At 67.7% G+C, this 17165-nt stretch carries 14 protein-coding genes and 1 pseudogene; 9 read left to right on the top strand and 6 right to left on the bottom strand.

The window, feature by feature from the left end; translation table 11 throughout:
* Positions 1-259: 259 nt before the first annotated feature.
* Positions 260-763 carry a MarR family winged helix-turn-helix transcriptional regulator gene (locus AAW14_RS21800; protein WP_265565594.1) on the bottom strand — a complete coding sequence of 168 codons (504 nt, stop codon included), beginning with the start codon at positions 761-763 and terminating at the stop codon, positions 260-262.
* 284 nt (positions 764-1047) lie between these two features.
* Here AAW14_RS21800 and AAW14_RS21795 point away from each other — a divergent pair, with 284 nt between their 5' ends.
* Positions 1048-2100 (top strand): PP2C family protein-serine/threonine phosphatase, encoded by a 1053-nt coding sequence (locus AAW14_RS21795; protein ID WP_265565593.1) that lies wholly within the window; start codon positions 1048-1050, stop codon positions 2098-2100.
* A 151-nt stretch (positions 2101-2251) separates the two neighbouring features.
* On the opposite strand, the gene AAW14_RS21790 is transcribed toward AAW14_RS21795, so the two are convergent.
* Positions 2252-3985 carry a protein kinase domain-containing protein gene (locus AAW14_RS21790; protein ID WP_265565592.1) on the bottom strand — a complete coding sequence of 578 codons (1734 nt, stop codon included), beginning with the start codon at positions 3983-3985 and terminating at the stop codon, positions 2252-2254.
* A gap of 408 nt (positions 3986-4393) precedes the next feature.
* Positions 4394-5086, bottom strand: a complete 693-nt coding sequence (locus AAW14_RS21785; RefSeq protein ID WP_265565591.1) for a hypothetical protein — start codon at positions 5084-5086, stop codon at positions 4394-4396.
* Positions 5087-5425: 339 nt separating this feature from the next.
* Here AAW14_RS21785 and AAW14_RS21780 point away from each other — a divergent pair, with 339 nt between their 5' ends.
* The 4 genes and pseudogenes from AAW14_RS21780 to AAW14_RS21765 all read left to right on the top strand — a co-directional run.
* On the top strand, positions 5426-5944 hold the full coding sequence (locus tag AAW14_RS21780; protein WP_265565590.1) for an SRPBCC family protein: 519 nt from the start codon (positions 5426-5428) through the stop codon (positions 5942-5944).
* Positions 5945-5980: 36 nt separating this feature from the next.
* Entirely contained in the window at positions 5981-8290 is a 2310-nt protein-coding gene (locus AAW14_RS21775) for an FdhF/YdeP family oxidoreductase (protein ID WP_265565589.1), read from the top strand.
* A gap of 33 nt (positions 8291-8323) precedes the next feature.
* A complete protein-coding gene (locus tag AAW14_RS21770) occupies positions 8324-9307 on the top strand; it encodes a Dyp-type peroxidase (RefSeq protein ID WP_265565588.1) in 984 nt (327 codons plus the stop codon).
* A 22-nt stretch (positions 9308-9329) separates the two neighbouring features.
* A pseudogene (locus AAW14_RS21765) lies at positions 9330-9416 on the top strand (encapsulin); the annotation flags it as partial.
* 71 nt (positions 9417-9487) lie between these two features.
* On the opposite strand, the gene AAW14_RS21760 reads toward AAW14_RS21765, so the two are convergent.
* Positions 9488-10324 carry a TrmB family transcriptional regulator gene (locus AAW14_RS21760; protein ID WP_265565587.1) on the bottom strand — a complete coding sequence of 279 codons (837 nt, stop codon included), beginning with the start codon at positions 10322-10324 and terminating at the stop codon, positions 9488-9490.
* 274 nt (positions 10325-10598) lie between these two features.
* Here AAW14_RS21760 and AAW14_RS21755 point away from each other — a divergent pair, with 274 nt between their 5' ends.
* Entirely contained in the window at positions 10599-11825 is a 1227-nt protein-coding gene (locus AAW14_RS21755; protein ID WP_265565609.1) for a S53 family peptidase, read from the top strand.
* A gap of 615 nt (positions 11826-12440) precedes the next feature.
* Positions 12441-13325 (top strand): alkaline phosphatase family protein, encoded by an 885-nt coding sequence (locus AAW14_RS21750; protein ID WP_265565586.1) that lies wholly within the window; start codon positions 12441-12443, stop codon positions 13323-13325.
* 138 nt (positions 13326-13463) lie between these two features.
* On the opposite strand, the gene AAW14_RS21745 is transcribed toward AAW14_RS21750, so the two are convergent.
* Together AAW14_RS21745 and AAW14_RS21740 are read right to left on the bottom strand one after the other, a co-directional pair.
* A complete protein-coding gene (locus tag AAW14_RS21745; protein WP_265565585.1) occupies positions 13464-13907 on the bottom strand; it encodes an ATP-binding protein in 444 nt (147 codons plus the stop codon).
* A 545-nt stretch (positions 13908-14452) separates the two neighbouring features.
* Positions 14453-15502, bottom strand: coding sequence for a PP2C family protein-serine/threonine phosphatase (locus tag AAW14_RS21740; RefSeq protein WP_322741090.1), 1050 nt, complete (start codon positions 15500-15502; stop codon positions 14453-14455).
* A gap of 223 nt (positions 15503-15725) precedes the next feature.
* On the opposite strand from AAW14_RS21740, the gene AAW14_RS21735 reads away from it, so the two are divergent.
* Together AAW14_RS21735 and AAW14_RS21730 are read left to right on the top strand one after the other, a co-directional pair.
* Positions 15726-16355: a carboxymuconolactone decarboxylase family protein gene (locus AAW14_RS21735; protein WP_265565583.1), complete on the top strand. Its 630-nt coding sequence runs from the start codon at positions 15726-15728 to the stop codon at positions 16353-16355.
* Complete coding sequence (locus tag AAW14_RS21730; protein WP_265565582.1) at positions 16348-17154, top strand: SDR family NAD(P)-dependent oxidoreductase; 807 nt, start codon at positions 16348-16350, stop codon at positions 17152-17154. Before AAW14_RS21735 ends, AAW14_RS21730 begins: the two co-directional genes overlap by 8 nt.
* The last annotated feature ends 11 nt before the right edge of the window (positions 17155-17165 follow it).

Genomic DNA, 17165 nt, shown 5'->3' with positions numbered 1-17165 from the left:
CTGCGGGTCCCCGCCGTCGGCGACAGCGGCCGATCCGAGCCACGGCAGTCCGGCGACGAAACCCCGCGCGGTGGCCGGGCCTCGCTCAGTACCGGCAGGGCCCGCACCGCGGGCTTAACCACCCACCGTGATGGCCTACTGTCACGATTGCATGCCTAACCACCCCGGCGATATCGGTCAATCGATTCCGAGGCTCTCATGACCTCTGGGGGCAGGGCGCGAATCCTTCAGCTCTCCGTCACCGATCCAGCTTCATGGGTCAGCCAGTCGATGTCGGCGTTGATGTCGCCGTCCCGTCCCTGTCGGCGTCGGCGTCGATGTCGGCACCGAGAGCCCGCAGCACGAGCCGGTGCAACGCAATCCGCTCGTCGGGGCTGAGCCGCGCCAGGACTTCGTCGGTCGCCTGATGCAGGATCCGCTCACCCCTCCCGAGCGCCTCCACTCCCAGCGGGGAGATGGAAAGCGCGTGGCGCCGACGGTCGTTCGGATCGGGCCGGCGCTGAAGATGCCCGGACTGCTCCAGTCCGTCGATGAGTTTGACGAGGTCGCTGCGGTCCATGGCGATGCGGTCGGACAAGTCACGCTGGGACAGCTCGCCGTACTTGTGAAGGCACAGCAGGACGAAGTGCGCACGGGAGGAGAGTCCTTCGTGCGCGAACGCGGTCCTGGTCGCGCCGCGGGCGACCCGGCCGAGGTGTGACAGCGCGAACACGGGCAGGTTCAGAAGGACCGGAGGGCGGGTGACGGAGGCATCTGTCTGCATGTTTGCAGCATAGTCCTATCATGGGTATACCTATTAATGGAACACCCACGAATGGTGGTCATGAAGCAGCCGATGATGATCACCGCCGCGACCCGCCACACCCGGGTTGTTCGTAGGTCGTAGGCTACGGACGAACAGCGATAAAATTGCCCAAACCGGTGGCCTGGCCTCCGGACCTTGGCTGCTGCTCGACCTGTGCGACCTTGGGGAGCGGCACGGTGGCGAGGTCTCCTGAGGAACGCGGAGTCACGCACAGAGCTGGTGTGCGGGGCAGGTTGCTGCCCGTGGTGCCTGCTCTGCTGTTGTTCATCGGTCTGTTCATCGGCCTCTTCACACCCCGCGACGTCCGGCCGGATGCCTTCCTCGCCACGGCCATGGTTTCTGCCGCCGCGCTGCTGCCCCTGTGGGGGACCGTGCTCATCGGAGTGGGCGCGTGCGCCGTCTTTGTCGGCCTGATGGTGGACTTCAACGGGCTGCGGGATGCCACCGCCTACTCCGAGCTGGCCACCCTCGCGGCGATTGCGGTATTCGCCGTCTTCTTCAACCGCCTGCTGGGCCGACGCGCCCATCAGCTGGTTCAGGTTCGCTCAGTGGCCGAGACCGCCCAGCTGGCGGTGCTGCATCCGGTACCGCGACACCTCGGTCAGGTCACGCTCGAGAGCATGTACCTGGCCGCCGCGGCGGAAGCCCGGATCGGCGGCGACCTGTACGAGGCGATACGCATCCCGCACGGCGTACGGCTGCTCATAGGCGACGTACGCGGCAAGGGCCTGCTCGCGATCCAGACGGCCGCGACGCTGCTCAGCGCCTTCCGTGAGGCCGCCCACGACGCGCCCGACCTGCCCCACCTCGCGCGCCGCCTGGAGACGAGCATGAGCCGCCACGCTTCCCAGTACCCGGGGGTCGCGGGCTCGGAGATCGCTGAACGTTTCATCACCGCTCTCCTCGCCGAGATCCCTGACGATGAACCGGTCGTCCGGACCGTCACCTGCGGCCACCCGCCCCCGCTGCTGCTGCACCGCGGCGAGGTCCGGGAGCTGCAGCCCGCCGCTCCCTCGCCGCCGCTCAACCTGGGCATGCTGGTGAGCGGCGGGTACCACGTCGACCTCGCCCCCTTCCACCCCGGGGACCAGCTCCTGCTGTACACCGACGGGGTCACCGAGACCCGCGACCGCTCCGGGGCCTTCTATCCCTTCCTCCAACGCATCCGCTCATGGAGCGGCGAGGCGCCCCACCAGCTCCTCGAACATCTCCACCGCGACCTGATCGCGTACAGCGGCGGCGAGCTCGACGACGACATCGCTGCCCTCGTCGCCCGGCGGCGCCCGAGCCTCTGAGCGTCGGATGAGGCGTGCCCGTACGGCCGACGTACGCACCGCGCCGGCCGACGCCCACCTTGTTGTTTCGGGCGGATCCACCCGAAACAACAAGCCTCCGACCTGCACTGACAACCTTTCAAGTTGTCATGTCAGGACTCGACACAGCTGCTCAGCCGCGGGCAGCGGAGACCTTCACACTGCACTGCAGATCCGCGAGGTACACCTGGGGGTGTCCGCTCGGGTCGAGCTTCAGCGGGCCGCCGCCTCTGGTGGCCGTACCCAGGTCCACGGCCTCTCCGTTTGCAGCGTCGCGCAGATCCAGCCTGCAGTCGCCGGCGCCGTTGAAGTCCACCACCTTCACGGCTATCGGTCCTCGCGCGGTGAAGGCTTCGGTGTCGCCCGTGCCGTATTCCCGGGTGAAGGGCGGCACCGCGGCTCCCGCTCCGGATCGGTGGACCACTTCGCAGCCCGGGTTGTCGGCCGCCCAGCGAAACGGTCCTGAGGTGTGTATCAGGAACGACTTGGTGCCGTAGTTCTCGAGCACGTTCTGTTGACCGGTGCTGGTGTTGGTCAGCGTAACGGTGCAGCCGTTGTCCTGGCCCCCGATCTGGTCGCTGACGACGAGCCGCCACGGGGATGCGGCGGTGAAGCCTCCGGATGCCCGGATCCTTCTCTCCTGAGACGCCTTGCTCTGCGAGCCCTTGGTGGGACCGCTGTGATCCGGGAGGAGTTGGGCCGCGGCGGTTCCCACGACCGCGAGGACCACGGCCGCACCGGCGGCATAGACGACACGACGTCGTCGCGGATGCTTCGCTGGAGTGACGCCCGGGGCCATGTCCCTGCCGACTGTGCGGTCAGAGAGCGAGGAGTGCCGGTTCTGGCTCTGTGCGGGCGGTAGGGCGTCGGACACCGTGGGTACGGACGCGGCTTCCAGGGCCGCCGACGGGGTCCGGTCTGCCGCGGGGGGGTGGTCATGGCCTGCCGACGCTCCGTTCGGCGCCGCCTTCGCCCCGCTCGGCGGACCGGACAGCACCCGATGCACCTCGCCCCGCATCACCTCGGCCGTCGGGAAGCGGTGCGCCGGGTCCTTGCTCAGTGCCTGGGCCACCAGGGCGTCCACCGCCGGGCTGATCGCCCGGTTGACGCTGGACGGCGCGGGCGGCTTCTCCTGGACGTGCTTGTAGGCGAGGGAGAAGGCAGTGTCCCCGTCGAACGGCGGCCGCCCGGTGAGCAGTTCGAACAGCATGCAGCCCACCGAGTACAGGTCCGCTCGGGCGTCGATGCTCTTGCCCAGCGCCTGCTCCGGCGAGAGGTACTGGGGCGTGCCCACCACCATGCCGGTCTGCGTCATGGACGTCACACCGGACTGCAGCGCGCGAGCGATGCCGAAGTCCATCACCTTCACCACCCCGCGCGGGGTGACCATGACATTGCCCGGCTTGATGTCGCGGTGGACCAGGCCCTGCTCATGGGAGGCGGCCAGCGCCGAGAGCACATCCGCGGTGATCCTCAGGGCACGGTCGGAAGGCATTGCTCCGTGCTTGTCGATCTCCTCTCGGAGCATGGAGGACAGCGTCGCGCCCTCGACGTACTCCATGACGATGTACGGCACCGTGCCGGCGTCCGGACCGACGTCCTCACCGCTGTCGTAGACCGCGACAATGTTGGTGTGGCTCAGCCGCGCCACCGCCTGTGCCTCGCGGCGGAACCGCTCGCGGACGGACGCCTCGCGGCCCAGGTCGGTGTGGAGCGTCTTGACCGCCACCGGGCGCTCCAGCACGGAGTCGTGTGCGAGGTGGACGCTGGCCATGCCCCCCTGGCCCAGTTGCTGCCGCAGCACATACCGGCCGTGGCCCACCGTACGCAGCCCGGCGCCCGACTCACCCGTGGTGCCATCGCCCATCGGCCTCAACATCCCCCTCGTGTGCCGAGCCGCGTACGCCGCGTGCCCGTGGTCTGCAGACCCCGGGCGACCCCGCTCGGCCCCCGGACGGGCGCAAGATTATCGGCACACTCAACCGGATCGCCGACCGCAGTGGCCGACGAGGTCGGCACCGCGGACCCCACGGGGTGTACGTGGCGCGTTCTGGCCCTCGGCTCGATGCTGCGCGCGGCAGTTGAAGCGCGGCGGCGACACGTCGGGGGTGTTGTACTGGCTGGGTCACGTCGCGCATCGAAGGTCACCACGGTGCCGCCCACCGACTCGGCGTCACCCCCGACAACTCTTGGAAAGGTGGCTTCATCACCCGACAACTCTTGAAAAAGGTGGGTGACTTCCTCGTCGGCCCACTCCGGCCCGGAAGCGCGATGCTCAGGCTTCGGCTGAGGAAGCCTGGATGTCCTGGCGAATATGGTCCATCAGCTCGCCCAGGTCACCGACCCTGGGGTCGAGTTGTTCCGCGCGCGGCGCGGCCTGGCGGAGCCACGCCGCAGTGGCCAGCGCAAGCTCAACGGCTTCCTTTTCCCGACCGTCGCCCAGCAGCTCCTCGATTTTGAAGGCGATGCTGCCGAGGGTTTCGTCGTCGGTTTCCGGTACCAGGTAACCCTGGAGACCGGGTGGACAGGGCGTCTGCTCCCGGGATTCGCGCAGCGCGGTGACAACCGCGGGCTCTTCGCTGAATTGATCAAGGAGTCCCATAAGGACGTACAGCCTTGCCACCAGCCGTGGCAGGCCCGAGTGCCCGTCCAGCCAGGCCATCAGATCACGTTGACCGCCGAGGTGGTCGATGACCTGCGTCATCGCCTCGGTGAGCTTGTTGGGCAAGGCCCAGTGGAAGGGCAGGAGCCGCGCCACCTGGTCAGCGAGTGCCGCCTCCCCCTGGGGCCCCAGCGTGCCGGCGACGAAGTCGCCGACAAGTGCGGGATCCAACCCGAAGCCGGCGGGCGCCGACCGATCCCGCGAGGTGTGTGAGGTGCCGCGGCGCAGACGCAAGAGCTCGTCGACGACCTTGCTCAGCGGTGTTTCGTGCACGGATCCTCCCAGCACGCCATGTGTCATCTTCATTCCGGGGTGTTTGTTCCTGGGCGCGTGCTGTTGGACGTGCGCGGAGCAACGAGGGGAAGCAGCCGCCCGGAGCATCCATAGGTATTTTGCCGCCGGACGCCGGGGATGTGCGCGGTTTGTTAGCCCGGGCGGACCATGAGGGGAGCCGATCCGTCGGCCCCCGCTGCGGGGTGAGCTCCTCGCAGGTCAGGGCGTTGCAAGGGCGCCACACGGTCTCACGCATTCTGCGTCGCATCGCTCAGGAAAAGCCCACGCTCACCCCTGGGAGAAGATCCGTATGGCGACCTGTCGGCCGGACGGCAACACTGGAGGACAGCGGCGCCTTAAGGCTGGTGTGCCATGAATACCATTGAGGAAATGATCGAGGTCGCGGTGCCGGTGCGTACCGCGTACAACCAGTGGACCCAGTTCAAGAGCTTTCCCCGGTTCATGGCCGTGGTGAAGCGGGTCGAGCAGGTCGGGCCCTCCGTCACGGCGTGGGTCATCGGCCTTGGACCGGTGCACCGCGAGTTCGAGGCCGAGATCGTGGAGCAGGAGCCCGACTCGCATCTGGCCTGGCGGAGCCTCGAGCGGCACCCGTCCCACCGGGGCGAGGTGTCGTTCCGGCCCACCGCGGCGGGTGGTACGGCGGTCACCGTGCGGATGCAGGTCGAGCCGCGCAGCGTCGCAGGCGTGCCCACCAACGTTCCCCGTGTGGTCGGCCGTGTCGTGCGGTTCGAGCTCGGGCACTTCAAGGAGTTCATCGAGGGGCTGGGGCAAGAGGGCGGGGGCTGGCGGGGAACCATCCACAACGGACACGTACGGCCCGCGGAACCGCAACCGCCAAGGAGCCGGGTGCCCTGCTGGCCTGTCGGTTGATCCTCGTCCAGGAACCTGGCAAGCGAGAGGCAATTGATGAAGAAGCCACCCGGCGAGGAGCCCGAAGACGCGCTCACCGTGACTCCGCCGAAGAAATGGGCTGCGGGAGTTCCCGCGGTGGTGCACGCACTGGAGTACTCCCTGGAGGAGACGTCCCCGCGGAGAGCCGGAGTGACGCTCCTGACCATGAACCAGGTGGGCGGAATCGACTGTCCCGGCTGCGCGTGGGCGGATCCCTCTCCAGGCCACAGACACCGCAACGAGTACTGCGAGAACGGTGCCAAACACATCAACGACGAGGCGACGACGCGCCGCATCACCGGGGACTTCTTCCGCGGACACACGGTCTCCGAGCTGGGTCGCAGATCCGACATGTGGTTGAACAGTCAAGGACGGCTCACCGAACCGATGGTCAAGCGGCCGGGGTCCGACAACTACGAGCCGATCAGCTGGAACGACGCCATCGGACTGCTCGCCGCGGAGCTGACCTCGCTCGGCTCTCCCGACGAGGCGGTCTTCTACACCTCCGGCAGGGTCAGCAACGAGGCCGCCTTCGTCCTCCAGCTCTTCGCCCGGGCCTTGGGTACCAACAACCTGCCCGACTGCAGCAACATGTGCCACGAGTCCAGCGGCTTCGCCCTGTACGAAACACTGGGCACGGGCAAGGGAACGGTCAGCCTGCACGACCTCCACCACGCCGACCTGATCTTCCTGGTCGGGCAGAACCCCGGATCCAACCATCCACGGCAACTCTCCGCGCTGGAACAGGCGAAGCTGAACGGCGCCCGCATCATCGCGGTGAATCCGCTGCCCGAAGCCGGACTGCTGAGGTTCAAGGACCCGCAGAAAGCACGCGGCGTGATCGGGCACGGCATCCGGATCGCCGATCGGTTCCTCCATATTCGTCCCGGTGGCGACCTGGCGTTGTTCCAGGGGCTGAACCGGCTGCTGCTGGAAGCCGAGGACGCCCGGCCAGGAAAAGTCCTGGACCATGACTTCATCAGCTCCAACACGAGTGGATTCGAGGAGTTCTCCGAGCACGTCCGCGCGATCTCCTGGGAAGACGTTCTCACCGCGACCGGGCTGACACGCAAGGAGATCGAGCAGGTCCGCGACGAGGTACTGCGCAGCGAACGCGTCATCGTCTGCTGGGCCATGGGAGTGACGCAGCACAAGCACGGCGTCCCCACCGTCCGGGAGATCGTGAACTTCCTGATGCTGCGCGGAAACCTCGGCCGGGCAGGCGCCGGAGCCTGCCCGGTACGCGGGCACAGCAACGTGCAGGGCGACCGGACCATGGGCGTCTGGGAGCAGATGCCGGACTCGTTCCTGGACGCGCTGCAGCAGGAGTTCGGTTTCGACCCGCCTCGCGCCCACGGACTGGACTCCGTGAACTCCATCAAAGCGATGCGTGAGGGCCGCATCAAGCTGTTCCTCGGCGTCGCGGGCAATTTCGTCCGGGCCGCTCCGGACAGCGCGGTCACCGAGGACGCCATGCGCAAGTGCCGCCTGACCGCCCACATTTCGACCAAGCTCAACAGGTCCCATACCGTCTGTGGCCGGACCGCGCTCATCCTGCCGACCCTCGGCCGCACCGAACGGGACATCCAGTCCGGCGGGGAGCAGTTCGTCACCGTGGAGAACTCGATGAGCGAGGTGCACACATCCCGTGGGCGGCTGCAGCCGGCCTCCAAGCTCCTGCTGAGCGAAGTCGCCATTCTGTGCCGGCTCGCCCGCCGCACCCTCAACGGCACAGCGGACATCCCGTGGGAGAAGTTCGAGGCCGACTACGGAGCGATCCGTGACCGGATCTCCCGCATCGTGCCAGGACTGTACGATTTCAACCGACGGGTGGCACGCCCCGGCGGCATCAGGCTGCCGAACCCGGTCAACGAAGGCGTGTTCCCCACCCCGTCGGGCAAGGCACTGTTCACCCGCAATGCCTGGGAGATGCCGCACATTCCCGAGGGGCACCTGCTGCTGCAGACGCTGCGCTCCCACGACCAGTGGAACACCGTCCCCTACACGTCCAACGACCGCTACCGGGGCATCCACGGAAACCGCCGGGTGGTGCTCGTCAACCCGGCAGACCTGTCCGAACTCGGCCTGGCCGAAGGACAGCGTGTCGACTTGGTCGGTGTGTGGGCGGACAACGGCAAGCGCCGCGCCGAGGACTTCCAAGTGGTGGCGTACCCGACCGCGCGGGGCTCCGCAGCCGCGTACTACCCGGAGACCCAGGTCCTGGTGCCTCTGGACAGCGTGGCCGAGATCAGCAACCAACCGACGTCGAAGGGAATCGTGGTCCGGCTGGAACCCGCAGCCCCCCGGCCGAGCACCTCCGCGTGATGTCGCGGCCGCACTAGCTAGGAGGCGGGCCCTGTGGCCGAGTCGCAGTCCGTGATCGCCCCGCCGGCGAAGTCCGCCTTGTTCCTGGTGTGCACCATCATGCCCGGCGGCGAGGCCGTTGTTCGCGGCCTTCTTCCCGATGTGGCCGGATTGACGCGATCGGTGGGTTTCCGGGATCCGGATGCCGGCCTCACCTGCGTCGTCGGCATCGGCTCCACGGCATGGGACCGGCTCTTCGACGGACCGCGTCCTCGCGATCTGCATCCCTTCGTGCCGCTGACAGGCTCCCGTCACCACGCTCCGTCCACCCCGGGCGACCTCCTCTTCCACCTGCGGGCCCGCCGCATGGATCTCTGTTTCGAACTGGCCCGGCAGATCGGCGAACGTCTCCACGGAACCGTCGCCGTGGTGGACGAGGTTCACGGCTTCAAGTCCTTCGACGAGCGAGACCTCCTAGGCTTCGTCGACGGCACCGAGAACCCGGAGGGCAAGCTCGCGGCCGACGCGGTGTTCATCGGTGATGAGGACCGAGATTTCGCGGGCGGCAGCTACGTAATCGTCCAGAAGTATTTTCACGACCTTACCGCCTGGAACACGCTGGCCACGGAGCAGCAGGAGAAGATTATCGGCCGGACAAAGCTGGCCAACGTCGAACTGCCGGACGACATCAAGCCCCTGGACTCCCACGTAGCCCTGAACACGGTAACCGACGAGGACGGCAGCGAGCGGAAAATCGTACGTGACAACATGCCGTTCGGCCGGATCGGAGAAAGGGAATTCGGTACCTATTTCATTGGCTACGCACGTACTCCCGAGGTGATCGAGCACATGCTGCGGAACATGTTCCTCGGAGACCGTCCCAACACTCACGACCGCATCCTCGACTTCTCCACCGCGATCACCGGCTGCCTCTTCCACGTGCCGAGCGCCGACTTCCTCGAGGTTCCGCCCGCCCCACCCACGGGCGCCACGGCGAACGAGGGTTCCCTGGGTATCGGCAGTCTCAAAGGAGCGTGATCGCGTGTCCGCGCCCAGCGGGATGAACAACCTCCACCGTGAACTCGCCCCGGTCACACCCCACGCATGGGCGCAGATCGAGGACGAGGCCCGCCGCACATTCCAAAGGCTGAGGTCCGCCGACTTCCCACGGTCCAGGAACCCGGCGGCCAACATCAGGGTGCGGCGCGCTCGACGGCCTCAGCGGTCGTGTGCTTTCGGCAGCAGGCTGGAGTCCGGCGCAGGTGCCGCGCCCTCCCAAACGGTGTGAAACGCCAGCCGCAGGCAGCCTGCCAGGGCCGGGTGCTCGATGAAGAGCGTGGTGGTGGAGCCCGCGCCGGCCACCGGGTCGGGCATGTCGCACAGTACGAAGGAAGCGTCGGCGATGACGAGTTTCAGCGGCAGCTCGGGGGCGAAGCGGGCCTCCTCCCCCGCGGAGGAGAAGCGCCGGACATGCTCCGCCGTCTTGGGGTTGCCCAGGGCGTCGTTGAGGTAGATCGCCCGGACCGTGCCGCCCGCCCGATGGAGCCGCTGGACCACCTTGATGCCCTCAGCGTTCTCGGCGGGCGCAACGAAGGGCGGCTTGCAGAAAGTGAGAAGTTCGTGTCGCGCCTGCCGCTGGATGTCGGCGAAGCGCTCGGAGATCGCCTTCGGGTCCCGCAGAATCTCGATGTAGTCCAGCGGATCGGTGTGCGCCCGGCCCTCGGACCACAGTGGCTGCAGGGCCCTGGCCAACCCTTCCGAGAGCCGCTCCAGCCGGTCCACGGACTCGCGTCGCAGAGCCATCAGCCGCGCGAGCGCCAACTCGGGCGTGACGGCGGAGTACTTGGTCACTCGTCCCGGGTGAGTGGTGGCCAGACGCCGCCGTACGAGCGCTTCCAGCACGTCGTAGACCCGCTGGCGCGGCACGCCGGCTTCCCGGGCCACCTCGGTGGCCGTGTATGAATCACGCCTGATGAGCGCCAGGTAGACCCGCGCCTCGTACTGGGCCAGGCCGAGCGACATCAGGTCGTTGATGGGTCCTTCTTCCAGCTCCATGGCGGCACAACGTATACGCCAGGGCCCCGAAGTCGAGGGGAAGGTTTTACCAACTCCCTCTGTTCCCTTGGGCAAACTGTCAATAGTTTTATCTGTAGCCACCACTGAACGGGGTGGCAGTACCTGAGCACCATGCCCGGACCTCGGCCCACTCCGGCGCCCCAACATCGGGCAGTTGTCATGTTCGCGACATGACCGCTGCCTCGATGGCCGTCGTGGAGCCATCCATCCCCCCACGGAGGGCATTTCATTGCGTTCTCATCGCAGAAGGAACCTGATACGTCGCGGTGCACCGGCACTGCTGTCGGCAGCGGCTCTGATAACCGGCGGCCTGGCCGCCGCTTCACAGTCGGCGGCCTTCGCGACGACGACCACGGCGTCGCCTGCGGCCACGACAGTGTCCACCCACCGGCTCTGCTCGGAGCCGAGCAAACCCGGCTACATGGCGTGCGAAGCGGTTGTCCGCACCGACCTCAAGTCGCTGAAGTCCCTCGGCCGCCACGACACCCCCAAGGGCTTCGGACCGAACGACCTGCAGGCCGCATACAACCTCCCCAAGGAAGGCGGCAAGGGCGCCACCGTCGCGATCGTCGACGCGAACGACGACCCGAACGCCGAGAAGGATCTGGCGACCTACCGGTCCCAGTACGGCCTGCCCGAGTGCAGCACCAGCAACGGCTGCTTCAAGAAGACCGACCAGGACGGCGGCTCGAACTACCCGGCTCCCGACGCCGGTTGGGCAGGAGAGATCTCCCTCGACGTGGACATGGTCAGCGCAGCCTGCCCGCAGTGCCACATCCTGCTCGTCGAGGCCAAGTCCGCCAACATGGACGACCTCGGTGCGGCCGTGAACCAGGCGGTCAAGCAGGGCGCCAAGTACATCTCCAACAGCTACGGCGGCGGCGAAGAAGCCAACGACACGTCCGCGGACGAAAAGTACTTCAAACACCCCGGCGTCGCCATCACCGTCAGCTCCGGCGACAGCGGCTACGGCAGCGAGTACCCGGCTTCATCGCAGTACGTCACCGCCGTCGGGGGCACCTCGCTCAAGAAGGACAGCAGCACGCGCGGCTACTCCGAGTCCGTCTGGGGCACTGCCGCCGGCGGCGAGGGAGCCGGCTCGGGCTGCTCGCAGTTCGACGCCAAGCCGTCCTGGCAGAAGGACAGCGGCTGCGCCAAGCGCACCGTTGCGGACGTCGCGGCCGTCGCCGACCCGGCCACCGGCCTCGCCGTCTACGACAGCTATCAGGCCAGCGGCTGGAACGTGTACGGCGGCACCAGCGCGTCCTCGCCGTTCATCGCCGGTGTCTACGCCCTCGCGGGCGCCCCTGGCGCGAACGACGTTCCGGCCTCGTACCCGTACGCCCACCCGGACAAGCTGAACGACGTCACCGACGGCACCAACGGGGCCTGCGGCAACTACCTGTGCCAGGCGGGCAAGGGCTACGACGGCCCGACAGGCCTGGGCACCCCGAACGGTGTCGCGGCCTTCACCAAGTAGACAGACAAGGACAGCACACTGCTCAGCGGCAGCAAGAGGACGGCGCCGTGAACACCCGTCAGTGAGCTGAGGACAACGCACTGGGCCGGAGCCGTCGCCAACTCTGCCGTCGGTCAACTCCGCTCCTGCCCAGTCAGCTTCGCCCCGTCGGCCATCCGACGGGGCGAAGTGCTGCGAGGCAACAGCCTTCCGCCAAGCACAACCTTCCGCGCTTGCCCGAGCGACCGAGCGGCTACCGAGGCAGTGTCATCAACCTGCCATGATGCGTGGCCAAGCAAGCGCTCGGAGCGACGGGATCTGAGTGGTGTTCCGCCACGCCGCCCTACAGGCCCACTTGCGCCGCCGGTACGAGGCCGTCACCTCGAACAGTCGCCGCCGCCCAGAAGGCGGCAAGGACTGAAGCCGTGTGCCGGTGTGTCATGGCAACCCTCAGGCAGGTGAACACGAGGGTCGGATGAGCCCCCGACAGCCAAGAAGCGTTTGACGTCTCTTCTTCTCTCGTCACCTGAAAGCCGCGAGAGGGCGGCCCTAGTCTCCTGTCGCCGGAACAGAAGCGCCTGATCAGTAGACAACAACCTCCCACGCCGTATCCACCGCTCACACAGGAGGTCTACCGTGTCTTTGTTCTCCCGCATCAAGCGCTCCCATCGGACGCTCTCCCTCGCCGCCACCCTCCCCGTCGCCCTGGTCGGGATGTGGGCCGCTGCCCCGGCCGCGCAGGCCGCCGCGCTCCCCGCCCCCGACCACGTGGTCGTGGTGGTCTTCGAGAACCACGCCTACGAGCAGGTCATCGGCAGCTCGAGCGCCCCGTACCTCAACAACACGCTGAAGGCGGGCGGCGCCAACCTCACCAACTCGTTCGCCATCACCCACCCGAGCCAGCCGAACTACCTGGACCTGTTCTCCGGCAACAACCAGGGCATCACCAACGACAACTGCTACACCCCGCAGTTCAGCAGTGCTGCGAACCTCGGTTCCGAGCTCATCGCCGCCGGCAAGACCTGGGGCAGCTACAACGAGGGCCTGCCCTCCCAGGGCTCCACGGTCTGCACCAACTCCGCCACCAAGTACGCCCGGAAGCACAACCCGTGGTTCGCCTTCAACAACGTCCCGCTCAACACGGCCCACACCTTCACTCAGTTCCCGACGGACTACACCACCCTTCCCAAGGAATCGTTCGTCACCCCGAACCTGTGCAACGACATGCACGACTGCTCCATCGCGACGGGCGACAACTGGCTGAAGAACAACCTCAGCGCATACGCCACCTGGGCCCAGACGCACAACAGCGTTCTGGCCGTCACCTTCGACGAGGACGACAGCTCGCACAGCAACCACATCGCCACCGTGTTCTACGGCGCGCACGTTGCGCCGGGCAGCTCGACCTCGACGCAGTACAACCACTACAACGTGCTGCGCACCCTCGAGGACCTGGCAGGGCTGACCACCCACGCGGGTGCCGCGGCCAACGCCTCCGACATCACCGGCATCTGGAACTGACCTTGGGTCGGACTTCACGCCGAGCCGACGTACACCGGTGAAACAGAGTCAGGTCCGCTGCCTCTCGGAGGGCAGCGGACCTGATGCACCTGTGTGCCTGTGGGTCGCCGACCCACCGCTGTTTCCGTCGGGCCCCCGTCAGGTCACGGGAAGGTCGGCCCAGCGGGTCACCCGGTCGCGGCGGGCATAGGTGCCGCAGCTCGCCGACAGTGCCATGACGATGCTGATTCCGCGGCCGTGTTCGTCCTGCTCCAGCTCCCCGATCGGTCGCCGCGCCTGGGGCGAGGGTCCGCTGTCCGTGACCTCGATGCGAAGGGTGCGGCGTCCTTCGTTCGCGCTGCAGCGCAGTCGGAGCATGGCCGGGGGCAGGGCGTGGACGATCGCGTTCGTGATCAGCTCGGAGATGACCAGCAGCGCCACTTCGAGGTTCTCGGTGGGCAGCTCCCAGTCGGCCAGGAGTGCGTGCGCCCGTCGGCGAACGGCGGCGACGGCCTCGAGGATGTGTGGGACCGGAAGGACATGGTCCGCGTTCACGGATGTCGCCTCGGCGTCCTCGGCGCCGGTGAGGACGGCCGTCCTCATTGAGTTCCTGCCTCGGCCGTCAGGGGCGGGTCGAAGAGGCGCGCGGCGCCGCATGTGTGCGGGGCGCGCCGTGCTGCCGGGCTGGCGCAGGGGCCCTCGGGCGCCGGCATGCAGGCCCCTGGGTTCATTAGCTGGTCCGCCACCGCTCCTCCTACAGGAAGCTGTCGGGTGCCGGCATTGCTGGACGCCCGTGGACCTGCTTTCGGCCCCAGGTCCGGGGTGGGCCGGGTATCGCCCCTTGATGGGGTGATGTCCCGATACCGGACGCTACGGACCGAGGCGGTCGGGGTCAACGAATGTGGGTCGGCATTACCGAACGATTTGGTGTAATGGCGAACAAGCGGCGCATCCGGAAGGCCCTGGGGTCGTGCGACGCCATGAAACAGGGAAGCCGGGAGACGGATCGCAGCGCCGACGGCCCATGTGATGCGGGAGGCGAAAGTGCCGTGATGTGCACAGCCGTTGGCCTCCAGAGCTCCTTCGGCTTCCGGGCCGGGTGCGGGGACACCTCGAGGACCTGATGCCAAGTTGCCCGGTTGCCGTACTCAGAGGGGATGGTCGACGGTGCCGCACTCTTCGTCGAGCCGGTCGACCAGGATCATCGCGGCATCGTCCGCCAGGCGACCCTGGGTGTGGCGGATCAGCCCCTGGTGCAAGTGCTGAAGGAACTCCTGCGGGGAGCAGGGGTGCACCGCTTCCATGGCCTCGGCAAGGGGGAAGAAGTCGTTGTTGCGATTGCGGGCTTCGATGATGCCGTCAGTGTGCAGCAGCAGACGGTCGCCGGGTGTGAACGGATAGGTCTCCGCTTTGACAGGAAGGTCCGCCACGAGGTCGTCCAAGCCGAGCGGCGGCAGTGGTGAGGTGGGCATCAGGGCCTGAACCCTGCCTTGGCGCAGAACCAGCGGAGGTGGATGGCCGCGGTTGACCACCTCGACCACACGTCTGTCCGGAACCTGAGCCAAGACCACCGTGACGAAACTCTCCGCCTGAGCCTCCGGATCGACCGCGCCGGGCACCGCGCCCTCGCGGCGTAGGGCGGCCGCGCAGTGGTTCAACACCTCCGCCAGGTCGTCCTCATAGTGCACGGCCTCCCGGAAGGCGCTCAGGACGGCTGCGGCCGCGCGCACGCCGGGCAGCCCCTTGCCCCGGACGTCCCCCACGATCAACCGGACTCCGAACCGGGTGCGTACGGCTTCGTACAGATCACCGCCGATCTGCGCGCCCGTCTCGGCCGCAAGGTACATGCTGGCGGCCCTCACCGGGCCCAGCCGGGCAGGTACAGGCCGCAGGATGACCTCTTGCGCCGCGACAGCGATCCGGCGGACCTGGTCGAGTTCCTTCCGGCGGAGAGCGAAGACGGTGCCGCTCATCGCAACGCCGGCGGCGGACACCAGAAGAAGAGCCAGAAGATTGGTGTAGACCTGCTGGGTTCCCCATGCCTGGTTGTAGGTGGCGGTGGCCACGCTGACGGCCAGCGCGAATGCCGCTGCCGAGATGGTGCCCTTGGGCCCCATCGTCACCGCCGCCAGAGCCGGCGTCGCGGTGAGGAGGGGGCCGGTATACAGAAAGTGCGCAGGAGAGAGCTCGATTCCCACGACGCACAGTGCGATCGCGAACGGTACGCACTGTACGAGTGGGAGCACGCGACTGTAACCGCCCGCGCCCGGCCCAGGACGTGAGCGGAGGGGCGACTGCATGGATACAGCCTGCCTCGTCGACACACGATGCTCCACTGATCGCCCCACCGCCGTCGGCGGGTACGGGTTACCCGGCGCGCATTCACTTGCTAAACGTTCAGCCAGTTTCTAGGGTGAGGGCATGGACGATGCCACGACCGACGAATCCGATGCCCGACGCGCTGACGGAGTCGAAGGAGTCCCCCGCCTTGCACCCCTACCGGAGGACCACTGGGACGCGCGGGTCGCAGCGCTCCTCAGCACCGCTCCCCGGGACCCGGGAGGCCAGGTGCCCAACATCTTCACCACACTGGCCCGCCATGCGGACCTCTACGAGCGGTTCATGCCGTTCGGCAGCCAGCTGCTGCGCAACGGACTGCTGCCGGCAAGGGTCAGGGAGCTGCTGATCCTTCGCACCGCACACAACACCCGTGCTGCCTACGAATGGGGACGCCACGTGCCGCTGGCCAAGGCCGCAGGTGTCACAACGGAGGACCTCCAGCGGATCGTCCAGGGACCGGAGGCGGGCGCATGGACGGACCTGGAGAGGCATCTGCTCCGAGCCGCCGACCAGTTGCACCACGACGCCGTGGTGTGCGAAGCCACATGGCAGGCCCTCGCGTCCCACTACGACGAGGCCGCGCTCATCGAGATCACCGTACTCGTGGGCCAGTACCACTTGGTGGCCTTCTTCCTCAACTCCGCCGGGGTTCGACTGGAACCGGGCTTCGAGCACGCCGGCTTCCCTGAAGGGAGCCAGAACGATGGATGAGCAGAGCGAACCGGGGCGCACGGCCCGTCGGCTGTCAGGTCGCAAGCTCCTGGTGATCGGCGCCGGCACGCGACCGGACGCCGATCCGGAAGCACCCATCGGCAACGGCCGCGCGATCTCCGTCCTCGCGGCCCGCGAGGGAGCAGACGTGGCCTGTGCCGATGTGGTGCCCGAAGCAGCGGAAGCGACCGCCGGGCTCGTCACCGCCGAGGGCTCTGCCGGTGCTGCCCTGGTGGCTGATGCCACCGACGCCGAGCAGACCGCCGCGCTGGTGGCCGGGACGGTCCGTGAGCTCGGCGGCCTGGACGCGCTGGTGGTCAATGTCGGCATCGGGCTGGGCAGGGGCCTGGCCGACACCTCCCCCGAGGACTGGGACCGCGTCCTGTCCCTCAACCTGCGGGCGCCGTTCCTCGCCGCCAGATACGGGCTGCCTGCGATGGCCGACGGCGGCGCGATCGTCTTCATCGGATCGCTGGCGGGACTTCGAGCCGCCACCGGGTCGCCGGCCTACGACAGTTCCAAGGCCGGACTGTTCGGTCTGACCCGGCACGTCGCCAAGGAGGGCGCGCCACGCGCCATCCGCGCCAACCTGGTCGTCCCCGGCCTGATCGACACCCCGATGGGCCGTCAGGCATCCGCGGGCCGGGCCTCCAGGACCGCCTCCTTCGAGCGAATCCCGCTCGCTCGGCAGGGCACCGCGTGGGAGGTGGCGCAGGCCGTCACCTTCCTGCTCTCCGACCATGCCTCCTACATCACGGGCCAGCAGCTGGTGGTGGACGGCGGGTTGAGTGCGGTCTGACCGCGGTGCGC

The organism is Streptomyces hygroscopicus (assembly GCF_026168105.1).
Classification (GTDB): domain Bacteria; phylum Actinomycetota; class Actinomycetes; order Streptomycetales; family Streptomycetaceae; genus Streptomyces; species Streptomyces hygroscopicus_D.
Note: the sequence above shows the minus strand (reverse complement) of the source record. Positions and strands in the feature narration are given on the sequence as shown.